15 protein-coding genes are annotated in these 14704 nt (G+C 65.7%); 8 read left to right on the forward strand and 7 right to left on the reverse strand.

Annotated features, from left to right (window positions below):
* Window positions 1–133: 133 nt before the first annotated feature.
* The 3 genes from glxR (at window position 134) to A9975_RS14620 (ending at window position 2870) form a co-directional block, all read left to right on the forward strand.
* Window positions 134–1024, forward strand: coding sequence for a 2-hydroxy-3-oxopropionate reductase (gene glxR, locus A9975_RS14610; protein ID WP_183033402.1), 891 nt, complete (start codon window positions 134–136; stop codon window positions 1022–1024).
* A 130-nt stretch (window positions 1025–1154) separates the two neighbouring features.
* Window positions 1155–2345: a glycerate kinase gene (locus A9975_RS14615; RefSeq protein ID WP_183033403.1), complete on the forward strand. Its 1191-nt coding sequence runs from the start codon at window positions 1155–1157 to the stop codon at window positions 2343–2345.
* 150 nt (window positions 2346–2495) lie between these two features.
* The gene (locus A9975_RS14620; RefSeq protein ID WP_183033404.1) at window positions 2496–2870 is read left to right on the forward strand and encodes a DUF1484 family protein; all 375 of its coding nucleotides are present in this window, start codon (window positions 2496–2498) and stop codon (window positions 2868–2870) included.
* Between the two features lie 51 nt (window positions 2871–2921).
* On the opposite strand, the gene A9975_RS14625 is transcribed toward A9975_RS14620, so the two are convergent.
* Window positions 2922–3365: a MarR family winged helix-turn-helix transcriptional regulator gene (locus tag A9975_RS14625; protein ID WP_183033405.1), complete on the reverse strand. Its 444-nt coding sequence runs from the start codon at window positions 3363–3365 to the stop codon at window positions 2922–2924.
* A 129-nt stretch (window positions 3366–3494) separates the two neighbouring features.
* Between A9975_RS14625 and A9975_RS14630 the strand changes: the two genes are divergently transcribed.
* Complete coding sequence (locus A9975_RS14630; protein WP_255503220.1) at window positions 3495–5033, forward strand: DHA2 family efflux MFS transporter permease subunit; 1539 nt, start codon at window positions 3495–3497, stop codon at window positions 5031–5033.
* A 40-nt stretch (window positions 5034–5073) separates the two neighbouring features.
* On the opposite strand, the gene A9975_RS14635 is transcribed toward A9975_RS14630, so the two are convergent.
* Entirely contained in the window at window positions 5074–5751 is a 678-nt protein-coding gene (locus A9975_RS14635; protein WP_183033406.1) for an alpha/beta hydrolase, read from the reverse strand.
* 255 nt (window positions 5752–6006) lie between these two features.
* Between A9975_RS14635 and A9975_RS14640 the strand changes: the two genes are divergently transcribed.
* On the forward strand, window positions 6007–6396 hold the full coding sequence (locus tag A9975_RS14640; RefSeq protein WP_220810751.1) for a hypothetical protein: 390 nt from the start codon (window positions 6007–6009) through the stop codon (window positions 6394–6396).
* A gap of 91 nt (window positions 6397–6487) precedes the next feature.
* The gene (locus A9975_RS14645) at window positions 6488–6928 is read left to right on the forward strand and encodes a GFA family protein (RefSeq protein WP_183033407.1); all 441 of its coding nucleotides are present in this window, start codon (window positions 6488–6490) and stop codon (window positions 6926–6928) included.
* 21 nt (window positions 6929–6949) lie between these two features.
* Here A9975_RS14645 and A9975_RS14650 read toward each other — a convergent pair whose 3' ends face one another.
* The 4 genes from A9975_RS14650 to A9975_RS14665 form a co-directional block, all read right to left on the reverse strand.
* Window positions 6950–9043, reverse strand: coding sequence for a TonB-dependent receptor (locus tag A9975_RS14650; protein ID WP_183033408.1), 2094 nt, complete (start codon window positions 9041–9043; stop codon window positions 6950–6952).
* A gap of 85 nt (window positions 9044–9128) precedes the next feature.
* Window positions 9129–9578 (reverse strand): nickel-responsive transcriptional regulator NikR, encoded by a 450-nt coding sequence (gene nikR, locus A9975_RS14655; protein ID WP_183033409.1) that lies wholly within the window; start codon window positions 9576–9578, stop codon window positions 9129–9131.
* 66 nt (window positions 9579–9644) lie between these two features.
* Complete coding sequence (locus A9975_RS14660) at window positions 9645–10592, reverse strand: EamA family transporter (protein WP_183033410.1); 948 nt, start codon at window positions 10590–10592, stop codon at window positions 9645–9647.
* 109 nt (window positions 10593–10701) lie between these two features.
* Window positions 10702–11229, reverse strand: a complete 528-nt coding sequence (locus A9975_RS14665; RefSeq protein ID WP_183033411.1) for a hypothetical protein — start codon at window positions 11227–11229, stop codon at window positions 10702–10704.
* Window positions 11230–11349: 120 nt separating this feature from the next.
* On the opposite strand from A9975_RS14665, the gene A9975_RS14670 reads away from it, so the two are divergent.
* Together A9975_RS14670 and A9975_RS14675 are read left to right on the forward strand one after the other, a co-directional pair.
* Entirely contained in the window at window positions 11350–12399 is a 1050-nt protein-coding gene (locus A9975_RS14670) for a DMT family transporter (protein WP_183033412.1), read from the forward strand.
* 232 nt (window positions 12400–12631) lie between these two features.
* Window positions 12632–13396: an SDR family oxidoreductase gene (locus A9975_RS14675; protein ID WP_183033413.1), complete on the forward strand. Its 765-nt coding sequence runs from the start codon at window positions 12632–12634 to the stop codon at window positions 13394–13396.
* 184 nt (window positions 13397–13580) lie between these two features.
* Here A9975_RS14675 and ada read toward each other — a convergent pair whose 3' ends face one another.
* Window positions 13581–14648 (reverse strand): bifunctional DNA-binding transcriptional regulator/O6-methylguanine-DNA methyltransferase Ada, encoded by a 1068-nt coding sequence (gene ada, locus A9975_RS14680; protein ID WP_183033444.1) that lies wholly within the window; start codon window positions 14646–14648, stop codon window positions 13581–13583.
* Window positions 14649–14704 lie beyond the last annotated feature (56 nt).

A 14704-nucleotide genomic window follows, 5' to 3' on the forward strand; every position in this document is an offset into this window, starting at 1 on the left:
TCTCACACGGCGATTCAGACAGCGTTTCAGGCAGTATCAAGACAAGAGATTTGAGGCACCGGCATCGCGGTGCCCGCTGCGCAGGCGTCCGGCGGCAAGCGATGCCATTGAGATCGACTAACGGAGAACGAAAGTGAAGCTTGGATTTATTGGCCTTGGCATCATGGGCACCCCGATGGCCGCCAACCTGATCGCCGGCGGGCACGAAGTCAGCCTGTCCAGCCGCAGCGGCGTGCCGCAATCCCTGCTGGACAGTGGTGGCGTGGCTTGCCACTCCGGCAAGGAAGTGGCCGAACGCGCGGACGTGATCTTCCTGATGGTGCCGGACACGCCGCATGTGGAAGCCGCGCTGTTCAACGACGGCGGCATTGCCGCCGGGCTGAGCGCCGGCAAGATCGTGGTCGACATGAGCTCGATCTCGCCCATTGCCACCAAGGGGTTTGCCGAGCGCGTGAACGCGCTTGGCTGCCAGTACCTGGATGCGCCGGTGTCCGGCGGCGAGGTCGGCGCGCGCAACGCCACGCTGTCGATCATGGTCGGCGGCCCGCAAGCAACGTTCGAGACCGTGCGCCCGCTGTTCGAGCTGATGGGCAAGAACATCACGCTGGTGGGCGACAACGGTGCGGGGCAGACCGCCAAGGTGGCCAACCAGATCATCGTGGCACTGAACATCGAGGCGGTTGCCGAGGCCCTGCTGTTCGCCTCCAAGGCCGGCGCGGATCCGGCGCGTGTGCGCCAGGCGCTGATGGGCGGCTTTGCCTCGTCCAAGGTGCTGGAAGTGCACGGCGAACGCATGATCAAGCGGACGTTCGATCCGGGCTTTCGCATCGGGCTGCACCAGAAGGACCTGAACCTTGCGTTGTCGAACGCGCGCGAGATGGGCGTGTCGCTGCCGAACACGGCCACCTGCCAGGAGTTGTTCAATGCCTGCGCAAGCCATGGCGGCTCGGACTGGGATCACTCCGCACTGGTCCGCGCGCTTGAGCTGATGGCCAACCATGAAGTCGCGGCCAAGAAGGATTGAGGGCACGACTTAGCCAGCAGTCTTTGCCATCGGGCGGTACCTGCTGCCGCTCGATGGCCTTTCCCCACTTTTCCCCTTTCCTCGGTATGGCGTCTGCCCTGCGGTGAGCGCCGTTCACCCCGCCTCGCCTATGCCTAGCCTTCCCGATCCCATCATTGTCATTGCCCCCGACTCATTCAAGGGCTCCCTTGCGGCCGACCAGGTCGCAGCCGCCATCGCCGCCGGGATCCGGCGCGCGCTGCCCGGCGCGACGATCCGGCAACGCCCGATGGCGGATGGCGGCGAAGGCACCATCGACGCGATGCTGGCCGCCGGCGGCCAGCGCGCCGGCATCAAGGTGCGCGGAGCGGACGGCGCCGCGCACATCGCCACGGTAGCGCTGCTCGCGGGCGACCGCGCCGTGATCGAATCCGCGGAAATCGTCGGCATCACCGATCCGGCGGGCATGGCATGCCCCGTGGCGCAGCGCTCGACGACCGGCCTCGGCGATGCCATCAAGGCCCTGCTCGACCTGGGCAAGCGCGAGATCTTCGTCGGCCTTGGCGGCAGCAGCACGAATGATGGCGGCGCCGGCCTGCTGCATGGCCTGGGGCTGCGCTTGCTGGATGCGCAGGGCCGCGACATCCCGCCCACGCCCGCCGCGCTGCCCCAGCTGGCGGCGATCGATGCCAGCCAGCTCGACCCGCGGCTGGCCTCCACCAGGCTGGTAGCGATGTGCGATGTCACCAACCCGCTGACCGGGCCGCACGGCGCCACTGCCGTGTTCGGCCCGCAAAAGGGCGTGCAAGCGCAGGATGTGGATACCATCGATGCCGCGCTTGCCGGCTACGCGAGCTTGCTGGAGCCGGCGCTCGGGCGCTGCGCCAGCAACGCGGCAGGCGCGGGAGCCGCGGGCGGCCTCGGCTACGCCTTGCTGATGCTTGGCGCGCAGATGCGCCCGGGCGCCGACATCGTGGCGGACTGCATAGACCTCGATGGCGCGCTCGCGGGCGCCGACTGGCTGATCACCGGCGAGGGGCGCAGCGATGTGCAGACGCTAAGCGGCAAGGCACCGTTGATCGCCTGCCAGCGCGCGCTTGCCTGCGGGGTGCCCGCCTCGCTGCTTTGCGGCGCCATCGACCCCGCCGCGCTGCCGGCGCTAGGAACACATTTCACGGGTTGCTTTTCCCTGGCGCCCGGCCCGATCACTGTCGAGCAGGCCATGGCCAACGCGAGCGCTTTGCTATCGGATGCGGCCGAGCAGATGGCAAGGCTGCGCTTCACCAGCACCCACCCGCTCGAACATGGGCGCCCCCGCCAGGCGGACGCGCCCTTGCACTGAGCGCAAGGGCGCGCGCCGGCCCGCAAATCCAGATATTTCTTAAGGGTGAGCGACCGCGGAAGCAGTATGCTTTTACGCGTCCGCCACGCTCGCGTTGAAGCAGGCGGCCTAGTCTTGCCCACGTCGCCTCCCCTTCTTTCAGGAGCTTGCATGTATCCTAGCGCCCGAGCCGGCCCCAATTCGATCACGCGCGGCGGCGGTCCCACCGCCCCCCACCCCGCCATCAGCAAGCAAGGCGATCTCATCGCCGAGCTGATCGGCATGACGCGACCCGCCAATGCCGAGGAACAGCCCCTCGTATCCGCACTGATCGACCGGATCGAAACGCTGGATCGCGCCCTGCGCGAACGCATCGCCAACGGTTGCGCGGAGTTGCAAAGCGTCAGCGCCGGGATGGATAGCCTGCTGCAACTGGCGGAACTGCACAGCGAGAAGACGGAGGAGGCTTACGGCTTGTATTGCTTGCTCAAGCTGCTGAAGCTGCAACTGGATAACGCTGTGGAGGACGTGGCTCGACTGGTCTGAGACGCCAGGGTAGAGAATTTCAGGGGTTTTGGCTGGGCGTGCTGCCCGCCTTCAACGATCGACGATCGTGCCCAGGTTTTGCCGCACGCGCTGGAGCAGGCCGATCAGTTGCTCCCGCTCCGGCTCGCTGAGGCCGGCCAGTGCCTCCGCCGCAACCTCGTCGCCGACCCGCCGGGCCTTGTCCAGCGCTCGTTCCGCCTTGGGCGTCATGCGCACCACGCGCTCACGGCGGTCTTCCGGGTTGGGCACGCGCTCGATCCAGCCGCCCTCTTCCATCCGGTCAAGCAGGCGTCCCGCCGAAATCGGCGCGACTTCCAGCAGCTCGGCCAGCCGCACCTGGTTGACCTCACCGTAGTGCGAGAGGTAGGCGAGCGCGCGGCATTGTGCCCGGGTGAGGTCGAGGGACGACTTGGCCAGTTCATCGAACCGCTTGCCGTTGAGGCGGCCAACGTCCGAGACCAGGAAGCCAAAGCGCTTTTCCAGTTTCGTTTCCATGGCGCGATTGTACAAAGATCTCCTTCGGGCACGCCGCAACGCCCGCAAGAAGCGGCTTGCCACGCTTTGGCGCGACCGTATAATAAGCATGCTTATCATCCAACCCAACCCCTCCAGGTTGTTTTATCCATGTCTTCCGAAGCGGTAGCCGGGCGCGTAGAAATGCCGCTCAACCGGCCCATGATCACCATCGCGATCATGGCCGCGACCCTGATCCAGACGCTCGACAGCACCATCGCCAACGTGGCGCTGCCGCACATGCAAGGCAGCCTGTCGGCGTCGCAGGACGAGATCACCTGGGTGCTGACCTCGTACATCGTCGCTGCCGCGATCGCCACGCCGCTCACCGGCTGGCTGTCCGACCGGCTCAGCGTCAAGCGTCTGCTGGCTATCTCGATCACCGGCTTCACCATTGCTTCGGCGTTCTGCGGGATGTCCGACACGTTGGCGCAGATCGTGGCGTCGCGGCTGCTACAGGGCATTTTCGGGGCGTCGCTGGTGCCGCTGTCGCAATCCATCCTGCTGGATATCAACCCCCGCGAGAAGCAGGGACAAGCGATGGCGGTGTGGGGCATGGGCGTGATGGTGGGGCCCATCCTGGGGCCGACGCTGGGCGGCTGGCTGACCGATAGCTACAACTGGCGATGGGTGTTTTTCATCAATGTGCCGATTGGCGCGTTCGCGTTGTTCGGCGTGCTGTCCTTCCTGCCCAACCGGGCGCCAGCGCGGGCCGTGAAGTTCGATGCGTTCGGCTTCATCACGCTTGGCCTGGCCATCGGCGCGTTCCAGGCCATGCTCGACCGCGGCGAACAGCTCGACTGGTTCGGCTCGCTGGAAATCCGCATCGAGGCCATCCTGGCGGGGGTCAGCTTCCTGTATTTCCTGGCGCACACCGCTACGGCCGGGCCCAGGTCATTCTTCCGATACCAGTTGCTCAAGGACCGCAACTTTGCCACCGGTGCCTGCTTTATCTTCGTGATCGGCGCGGTCATGTACGCCACCCGCGCCTTGCTGCCGCCGATGCTGCAAAACCTGATGGGCTATCCGGTGGCCACCACCGGGCTGGTTACCGCGCCAAGCGGCGCCGGCACCATGCTCTCCATGCTGCTGGCCGGACGCCTGCTCAAGCGGATCGACGCGCGGGTGCTGCTGTTTGCGGGTTTCCTGATTTCCGCTTTCGCGCTGTGGCAGATGATGCAGTACACCGTGGTGCTGTCGGTCTCCGATATCGTGTGGCCCGGCATCATCCAGGGCTTTGGCCTGGGGCTGGTGTTCGTGCCGCTGAGCGCGCTGACGTTTTCCACGCTCGCGCCGGCGTTGCGCGCGGACGGCACGGCCACCTACAGCCTGATGCGCAATATCGGCAGCAGCATCGGCATCTCCGTGATCCAGACCTTGATGACGCGCAACACGCAGGTGGCCCACGCCGACCTGGCGGCCAATGTGAGCGTGTACAACCCGGCCCTGCAATCCCTGCTGGCCGGCGGCTCGCGCTCTGACCTGGCCATGCTCAACCAGTCGATCAACCAGCAGGCCGCGATGATCGCTTACCTCAACGATTTCAAGGTCATGTTCCTTGCCACGCTGCTGGTGGTGCCACTCATCCTGCTGATCAAGCCCACGCGCCACGTCGACGACGATGCCGTGGCGCATGCGGCCATGGATTGACGCGCTTTTAGCCTGGCTTTGGCTGACCTCTGGCTACCCGTTAGCTGGCGGCCCCGGCAATTCGCTGCCGGGTATCCAGGTACTCCGCCACGGCGCGCTGGAACACCGGCAGCTTGCCGGTGAAAAAATGGTTGGCGCCGGGCACCACCACAACCGGCAGTTCCTGTGGACGCGCCCAGTCGAACACCGCTTGCAGCGGCACATTGGCGTCGTTCTCGCCATGGATGACAAAGGCATCGGCCGGCACCGCGGGCGTGTCGTAGGTGCGCCCGCCGGCCGCCGGCCCGGCCGGCATGCCGGCCAGGATCAGGTGCGCGACAGGCTCGCTGCTTTGAGCCAAGCGCTGCGCCACGCGCGTCTGCACATAGGCGCCGAACGAGAATCCCGCCAGCGCCAGCGGCAGGCCCGGGTGCGCTGCCTGGATCTGCCGGACCACGGCAAGCACATCGTCCGTCTCACCCTCCCCCGCATCGTGGCTGCCTTGCGTGCCGCCCACGCCCCGGAAATTCGGCCGCACGGCAAGGAAGCCGCGCGCCTGGAAGATCCTGGCCAGCGCCACCGGGATCTTGTGTTCCGCGCTGCCGCCCAGCAGCGGATGCGGGTGCGCCACGACGGCGATCGCGCGGATCGAGCCTTGCGGGGCATCGGTCAGGGCTTCGATGCTGCCGGCTGCGCCGTCGAGCCAGATGCGATTACCTGAGGGGGGAAGCGAGGACATAAGGAGGTAGGAGATTAGGCGTAGGCAAAAAAACAGGCCGGCCAGCCTTGCGGGCAACGCGGCGGCTTTGAAGCCGCATTGTAATGCCCGTAGAGGGTCGATGACGGCCACGGATGGTCGGATACAAAGGCCGGATACAAAGGGGCGGATACCAAAGCCAGGCGGGAGCGTTCGCGCCGCCACCCGTGCCCGGCCAGTGCCTATACTCGTTGCATCACTTCCATGGCCTTGCGGCACCGATCAGGAGGACAGCCCATGACCGCCTCTCAAGCCGATCCTGGCCCCGATCCCGCGGCCCCGCCACCGCCCGCCCCCAAGGCGGCAGGCGCGCCGCCGCAGGTCGTGCCGGCCGGCTACCGGCAAGGCATCATCACCGCCATCACGGTCCTGCTGGGCTTCTCGCTGGCGTTCTGGCGCTTCTGGGGCTTCGAGAGCCCCGGCCACTGGAGCGTCCAGGCGCTGTTCGCCGCCATCTCGCTGGTGGCGGCGGTGTGCCTGCAGATCATCGCCCTGTTCCGCTCGCTGCGGGTGGAGGACGACCAGGTGCCCGAGTACCGCAAGACGGTGCGCTGGTTCATCGCCTCGGCCATCGCGCTGCTGATCGGGTTGTTCGGCGCCATGCTGGATGCGGCCGTGTCGGGATAGGCGCCCGGAGGGCACGCCCTGCAGCCTGCATCGCGGCAAAGTAGAATGCACTCCGCCATTCTGGCAACACAAACAACAGGAGACAACGCCAATGCAGATTCCCGCTACGTTGGAGTGCCTTTGCGGCCAGGTGCAGCTGCGCATTGCCGGAGAACCGGTGGCGAGAGCCAATTGCCATTGCCAGGCCTGCCGGGATTTCTATGCCACGCCGGTGTTCGCCGCCACGGCCTGGGAGCCGGCCAACGTGGTGGTGGCGCGCGGCGCGCAGCACCTGGCCACCTATCACCATGCGACCCGGCAGCTCCAGCGCCAGTTTTGCCCGCAGTGCGGCGAGACGCTCTTTGGCATCAACCGGCTGGGCATGTCGGTGATCCCGAACACCCTCTTCGCGCGGGCCTGCGGCGGCGCGCTGCCGGATACTCTGCAGCCGGCCATGCACCTGTTCTATCGCCATCGCGTGGTGGAAGTCGACGACGCCCTGCCCAAGTACCTCGACGGCTGGGATGGCCCGGTGCACAAGGCCGGGTTCTGAGCCAGGGGCCGGCGGCCGCCCTCAGAAGTTCCACGTGACACCCACGCGCAGCGTGCGCGGCTCGGCAGGGTGGAGATGGTGGTCGTTGATGCCGGTGGGCGTTCCGCTGGCGTCGACCGGCGAAGTCTCCCCCTTGAGCAGGGACGCATAGTAGTAGTCGATGTCGTTGGCCCGCTTGCCCAGCGCGTTAAGCACTTCCGCGAAGAGGCGCACGTTCTTGTGCACGCGATAGCCCAGCTTGAGATTGACCAGGAACGACGAGGCGGAACGCACGCTGTAGTCCTCGATCAGCGGGCGCGGGCCAAAATAACGCATGCGCGCGCCGAACGACCAGCGGCCCCGGTTGACGGATAGGCCCATGGATGCGGCGGTCCGGATGGACTCGGGAATATAGTCGCCAATGTTCTCGTGATCGCGGAACCGCGCGCGCGAGAACGCGGCGTCCGCATCCACGATGATGCCCTGCGCCGGCACGTAGTACGCCGCGAGCTCGATGCCCGTGCGCCGGCTTGGCCGGCTGGGCTCGGTGGTGCCAGTGTCGCCCGAAAACACCAGTTCGGAGCCGATATCCAGGCGCCACAGCGAGGCAGACAATTGCAAGCCGGGCAGGACCTCACCCGTGCGCACGCCAATCTCGTAGCCCGTGGCGGGCACCAGCACGCTGACCTTCTGAGCGGGATCTCCGGTGGCCGGGTCCACGGTGGTGGTGGCGCCGCGCACATCGTTGCTGTGGTAGCCGCGGCCCCAGTTGAAGAACACATCCGTCCTGGCCGTGGGCGAGAGCACCACGCTCAGCTTGGGGCTGACGATGTCATCACTGCCATGTCCGGAATTGGCGGGATTATCGCTGGCAACGCCATACCAGAACCAATCCGCGCGCAGTCCCGCCACGGTGCGCAGCCAGGGAAGCCACTGCACGGTACTGCGCGCGTACAGCGCCGCGCTGGTTTCGTTGACGCGATCGCTGCGAATCTGCTGGTAAGCCTGCCGCGCCTCAGTGTTGTCGAGCGTGATGGGATCAAGCCGGTCATAGCGCAACTGCGCGCCGACCTCGGTCTCGGTGTCGCGCCCGGCCAGCTTGCCGAACCAGGTGCGCGACGCGTTGGCGCCCGTGGTCACTCGGTTCTCGAACTGCTCGAACTGGTCGCCGCGCTCGGGATTTGTCAGCGCGTAGGTAAAGTTGGAGAACAGTTGCAGGCGGCTCTTGATCACGTAGGCGTTGGCCTTGAGGTAGCCGTCCTGCAACGGGCGCAGCCAGTCGGCGCTGAGGCTGTAGCGCGACGATGCGCCACCGTCGGTGGGATCGATATAACCAAAGCGCGAGATCAGGCCCTGGTCGATAGCGCGCTGCGGGACCTGGTCCGTCGCATTCCAGGCGTTCTTGTAAGCCATCGCCGTGATGCCCAGGCTCTCGCCGCCGCCCAGCGGCAAGGTGTAGCGCAACACGCCGTTGAGCTTGTGCACGCCTTCCGGCAGCACCCACGGGCCATTCTCGCCTAGCCATTCGAAGCCATACAGCAGCGCGCCCGGCCCCGCCTGGAACGAGTCGACAAGCAGCGCGCGCCGATAGCTGTGCTGGCCGAGCTCCACCTGCGCGATGCCTTGCGGCAAGCTGGAGACGTAATCCATCCGGACCGCGCCGGCCGCCGAGAAATCCCCCTCTTCCGCGAAGTACGTCCCCTTCTTGTAGGCAATACCGTTGACCAGCTCGGGGATGACGAAGTTAAGGTCGGTGTAGCCCTGGCCGTGCGCATGAGTCCGCATGTTGACGGGCATGCCTGCCACGGTGGTGGCCAGGTCGGTGCCGTGATCGAGGTTGAAGCCGCGCAGGAAATACTGGTTGGCCTTGCCGTCGCCGCTGTGCTGCGTGACGATCAAGCCAGGCACGGTTTCAAGCAGTTCGCCCGGGCGCAGCAGGGGCCGGCTCTCCAATTGCTCGCGCGTGACATAGCCCTGGCTGGCAGCCTCGCCCGTGGCGGCGGCTTCCTCCCGAGAACCGCGAACGGTCACGGCCTGCAACTGTGCATCAGGCTGCTGCAGGCCCCCAGCGTTGGCCTGGTGGATGACGCCGAGGCTGGCATTGACGATCAGGGTGGCAAAAACGGACGCGCGCATTTTTTGTTATATGAAAACGTATGAAGTTTTTAGCAAACTTCATACCAGCGCGCGCACCGTGCCGGTGCAAAAGCCCTAAGGGTGTTCAGTCATGCGGGTGTGGGTGTGAATGCAGGTGCGTATGGCCGGCGTCGGCCTCGGCCATCACGATATTGAGCTTGCCCTGGCGCACGCCGCGTTCGCTGCTGATGGCATCCGCCAGTTGCCTGACCGCGCTGGCCGGGCCTTTGAGGATCACGGTCTCGATGCAGTTCTCAGCGTCCAGATGCGCATGCATGGTGGACACCGTCAGGTCGTGATGGGCATGCTGGATGCGGGCCAGCCGCTCGGCCAGTTCGCGCTCGTGGTGGTTGTAGACGTACGACAGGTTGGCCACGCACGGGCCGTCGGCATCGCAGGCCTCGCGCCAGCGGTCCAGGTGGCTGCGCAGGATGTCGCGCACCGCTTCGGAGCGGTTATCGTAGCCACGCTCGGAAATCAGCCGGTCGAAATCGGCGGCAAGCTGGTTGTCCAGCGAAATGGTGAAGCGTTCCATGGTGTGGGCAAAAGTGCCGGGCGGAGTGCCCGGCTGGCGCGAACCACAATATACCTCGGCCGCGGCCTATTCCCCTTGCCGGACTGGCCGGTGCCGCGCAGGCATCGTCATGGCGGCGACGCCCGCGACGACACACGCCAGGCCGGCCCACGCCCCCGCGGACAGCGATTCCCCAAGAAACACGATACCGATGGCCACGCGGATCGGCACGCGCAGATAGGCTTGCGCCGTGGTGCCCACCGGCCCCAGCGTACGTATCAGGCGAAAGTAGATGACAAAGGCCAGCGCGGTCGAGAACACGGATAACGCCAGCAGCGCCGCAAGCGATGACAGCGACGGATGCAGAGTCCAGGGCCGGTCGATAGCCAGGCTTGCCGGCACCAGCACCGCCGCCCCGACGATCATCGAGCCCGCGGCGGGCGCGGCGGCGGGCAGGTCCTTGAACGAGCGCCCGTAGATGGCCGCGCCGGCGTAGCAGACGGTCGCGGCAATGATAGCCAGTTGCGCAAGCAGTTGCTGCCCAAGCCCGCCCAGCACGCTGGTGCCGACGATCAGGCAGATGCCTGCTAGCCCCGCCACCACGCCGAACAGCTTGCGCGCCGTGATGCGCTCATGGCGCGTGACCAGCCACGTGCCCAGTACGGCGATCACCGGCGACGCAGAATTCAGGATCGTCGCCAGCCCCGCCGGGACCGATTGCTCGGCCCACGCGATCAGCGTGAACGGCACGACGCTGTTGAGCATGGCCTGCACCGCAAAGCGGCGCCAGACTGCCGCGCCGCGCGGGATCTGCATGCCGCTTGCCGCCATCCACGCCACCAGCAGCGCACCGGCGATCAACGTCCTGGCCGCAATCAGCGTGACCGGAGGAATCGTGGCCACGCCAAGCCGGATGAATGTGTAAGACGCGCCCCAGAGCGTGGACAAAGCCAGCAGCAGGGCCATGTCCAGGGCGCGGCCGCTGGCGCCTTGGACGTGGTTGGCGCGTGCATCCGCGCTGGGCAGGGCTGGCATGGCGTTCTCTCCGAAAGGGCTCGCCGCCATTGTGGGCGCGCACTGCGGGAAAACGTTTCAGCTTGTGGCGAAACATGGATTGCAGGCCATGCCGGCGCACATCAGGGCATCAGGGCGCCCTGCTGGAATCCCCACCCAGCGGATCCAGGGTGATCTGCACCTGCCGCAGGATGCCCTGCTTGTCGAAGTAGCAATTGAACAGCGAGGACAGGTTGCCGTCCTGGCGAAAGCGATAGGACCAGACGTCGCGCTGCATCAGCGGGTAGTACTGCACCGGCTCGAGCGGCTTGCCGAAATGCTCTTCCACGTCGCGCTTGGTCCAGCTATCGACCTTGGCCTGGTAGATCTCGGAAGTGACCAGCATCTGCCGGAAGTTCGTGAGTTTTCCGCCGGCATCGAAATCGGCCGCGTAGGCCTCATAGCCCAGCGGTTGCTTGGAGTAGATCCAGCGCACGGAACCGTCGGCCAGCCGGTAGACATTGGTGGGCTCACCGAAGGTCGCGCGCACCGCGCTTTCCGGCGAGCCGATCAGTTTCTGGCCTTCCTGCACCGGCTGCAGAATGGCACAGGCCGGCAGCATCAGCAGCGCAGCCGCGCAGATCAGCCAGCCGCCCACGTATTGCGAGGGGGTTTTCATAGCATTCCAGAGGGGCAACCGCCATGCCGTGCATGGCGTCCAAGGCTGAAATATATAGCATCCCCCGCCACCACGCCGTGGCGCGACAATACGGCATTGCCACGCCTTGCAGCCTTGCCCATGACCATCCGAACCGCCGCCCCCGCCCTGGCCGCCGCCCTGCTGTTTGGGGCAAGTACGCCACTTGCAAAGGCCCTGGCCGGGTCGATCCCGCCGTTGCTGCTGGCCGGCCTGCTTTACCTGGGCAGCGGGCTGGGGCTTGGCATCCTGCTCGCGCTGCGGCTCAGCAGGAGCGGCGCCGCAGCAAGCCCGCTCACCGTGCCGCGCCAGGAGACGCCATGGCTGCTGGGTGCCATCCTGGCCGGCGGCGTGGCCGGGCCGGCCCTGCTGATGACCGGCCTGGCCAGCACCAGCGCGGCATCGGCCTGCCTGCTGCTGAACGTGGAAGGGGTATTCACCGCGCTGATCGCCTGGGTGGTCTTCAAGGAAAACGCCAGCCGCCACATCGTTCTTGGCATGCTTGCCATCGTGGCGGGCGGCTTGCTGTTGTCCTGGCAGCCGGGCAGCCTGGGGCTGTCCGCCGGCGCCTTGCTGGTCGTCGGCGCGTGCCTGTGCTGGGCCATCGACAACAACCTGACGCGCAAGGTGTCAAGCAACGACGCCATGCTGATCGCCTGCATCAAGGGGCTGGTGGCCGGCGTGTGCAACACCGGGCTGGCACTGGCCGGCGGTGACCACCTGCCGGCGCTGCCCGCGCTGGGCGCGGCCATGATCATCGGGTTCCTCGGCTACGGCGTGAGCCTGGCGCTGTTCGTCATCGCGCTGCGGCTGCTGGGGACCGCACGCACCGGCGCGTATTTCTCCGTGGCGCCGCTGTTCGGCGTGGTGATCGCGTTCGCCATGTGGCCGCAGGCTCCGCAGCCGGTGTTCTACGTGGCGGCACTGCTGATGGCGCTGGGCGTGTGGCTGCACCTGCGCGAGCATCATGAGCACGAGCACAGCCACGAGGCGACCGAGCACAGCCACGCGCATCGCCACGATGCGCACCACCAGCACGAGCATGCCTTCGACTGGGACGGGCAGGAGCCGCACCGGCACCTGCACCGGCACGAGCCGCTGGTGCACAAGCACCCGCACTATCCGGATACGCATCACCGGCACGCGCACTGAGGCACCGAGGCACTGAGGCAAGGGCTCGGTATCCACACGGTTTTCTTGAAGCCGTACGCGTAGTTGCGCTTTTTCCAACACTGCCCCGAGCGAGATTGCCCTTGTTGAGATCGGTGATCGGCGGCTGTCGTGTCTTTCAATTTCGCCGCAATTCAATGCCAAGAAACGGAGTTCTTGCGCCTCGATAGGCGAGCAGACTGACGGCTGATCAATTTGAACATCGGAAAGAAGAGTGAATACGCTTGCAAACAAAGTCGCCATCGTCACCGGCGCCAGTTCCGGGATTGGACGCGCGACCGCGCTACTTTTTGCCCGTGAGGGCGCAGCGGTGGTCGTTGGCGCTCGTCGCAAGGCTGAGCTGGAAGACCTTGTGAGGGAAATCACTGGAAATGGCGGAGCGGCTGCATACGTCGCAGGCGACGTCAGAGAGGAGGCCTATGCACGGACTCTCGTTCAGACGGCCGTTGACCGTTTCGGAGGATTGGACATTGCGTTCAACAACGCGGGGACTCTCGGCGAAATGGGGCCTACGCCGGGCGTCTCGGCGACGGGTTGGGGCGAGACCATTGACACCAACCTCACCAGCGCGTTCTTTGGCGCGAAGTATCAGATCCCCGCGATGGCACTTCGCGGCGCCGGAAGCCTCATTTTCACTTCGACTTTCGTTGGGTACACCGTCGGTTTCCCCGGCGTCGCAGCCTACGCCGCCAGCAAGGCGGGATTGATCGGGTTGACGCAATCGCTCGCCGCGGAGTTTGGACCGAAGGCCATTCGCGTCAATGCGATCCTTCCTGGTGGAGTCAACACGCCCATGGGGCGCACAATGAGTGCGTCGCCCGAAGCCATGGCGCATGTGGCAGGACTACACGCGCTCAAACGCATCGCTACACCGGAGGAGCTTGCGCAGTCGGTCCTCTACATGGCGTCCGGCGCCTCGTCATTCATGACCGGCGCGGCGCTGCTGGTTGACGGAGGCGTGTCGATCAATCGCACCTGATGTTGCCGGGGCTTGGCCCGTCGACAGACACAGAGCCTCGTTGTTCGCGGTCCGTCCATCGTGATGCTGACGCCAGCAAAACGCAGGACAGACTATCCCTCTTGATCGAGTTCGGCGCTCGAACCTGGCCAATCCCAGCCGGCCATCACTTTCGCGTTCATGGTCCGGCTTTGGCATTGCGGGACTATGCCTCGCGCTTGAGCAATTCCCGCTTGCGCTCAACGCCCCATCGATATCCGGAGATGTCGCCATCTCGCCGGACAACGCGATGGCAAGGAATGGCCACCGCGATATGATTTGCGCCGCAAGCCTGGGCGACTGCGCGCACGGCATTCGGTGAACCTATACGGGCTGCGATCTCGGCGTAGCTGGCCGTCGCACCTGGCGGAATCTCGCGAAGCGCTTGCCAGACTCTCTCCTGGAACGCGGTACCCCGGACGTCGAGCGGAAGATTCAACCCGATTGCCGGCGCCTCGACGAAACCGACAACGTTCGCGACCAGTCTCTCGAATTCCGCGTCCCCGCCGACGAGACTTGCTTTGCGGAACAGATCCTGCAGATCACGCACAAGAAGGTCGGGGTCATCTCCCAACAAGATCGCGCAGATGCCCCGCTGGCTTTGCGCGACCAGGATGGCACCCAGTGAGCACTGGCCGACCGCGAAGCGGATTACCGCGTTTTGGCCGCCATCCCGATAGTCCCGTGCGCGCATTCCGAGCATGCCGTCGGATGCCTCGTAGAAGCGACTGTTCGAATTGAACCCGGCCTCGTAGATTGCATTCGTAATGGTCTGGGCGCCGGCGAGTTCCTCGCGCAGCCGCCGAGCACGCGACGCGCTCGCGTACGCTTTCGGCGTCAAGCCAGTCTCGGCCTTGAATATCCGATGGAAGTGAAACATGCTCATGCCAGCTTGCAGTGCCAGCGCTTCGAGATTGGGCTGGACCTCCGCGACGTCAATCAGTCGGCAAGCTTCGGCGACCAGGGCGGCACGCTGGGCAGCCGCGGCACTTCGATCCGAAGAGACACGTCGACTGGATCGGTAACCGGCAGCTTCCGCGGCTTCGGCGGAATCGAAGAACTCGACGTTCTCCCGTTTCGGGAGACGGGCCGAGGAACTCGGACGACAATAAATCCCCGTCGTCCTGACTCCGTAGACGAACTTGTCGTCTGCCGAAGGATCTCGCGCTTGCACGGCCTCCCATCGCTCGTCATCCAGCGAAGGCGCCCCTGGCGTATTGGCATCTCTATGCATGATCACGTTCAAGAACTGCTTGGTGTGAGGACACTATATTCCTCAATTCGATCGCA

The sequence above is a fragment of the Cupriavidus sp. UME77 genome, from assembly GCF_014170355.1.
Lineage (GTDB): Bacteria > Pseudomonadota > Gammaproteobacteria > Burkholderiales > Burkholderiaceae > Cupriavidus > Cupriavidus basilensis.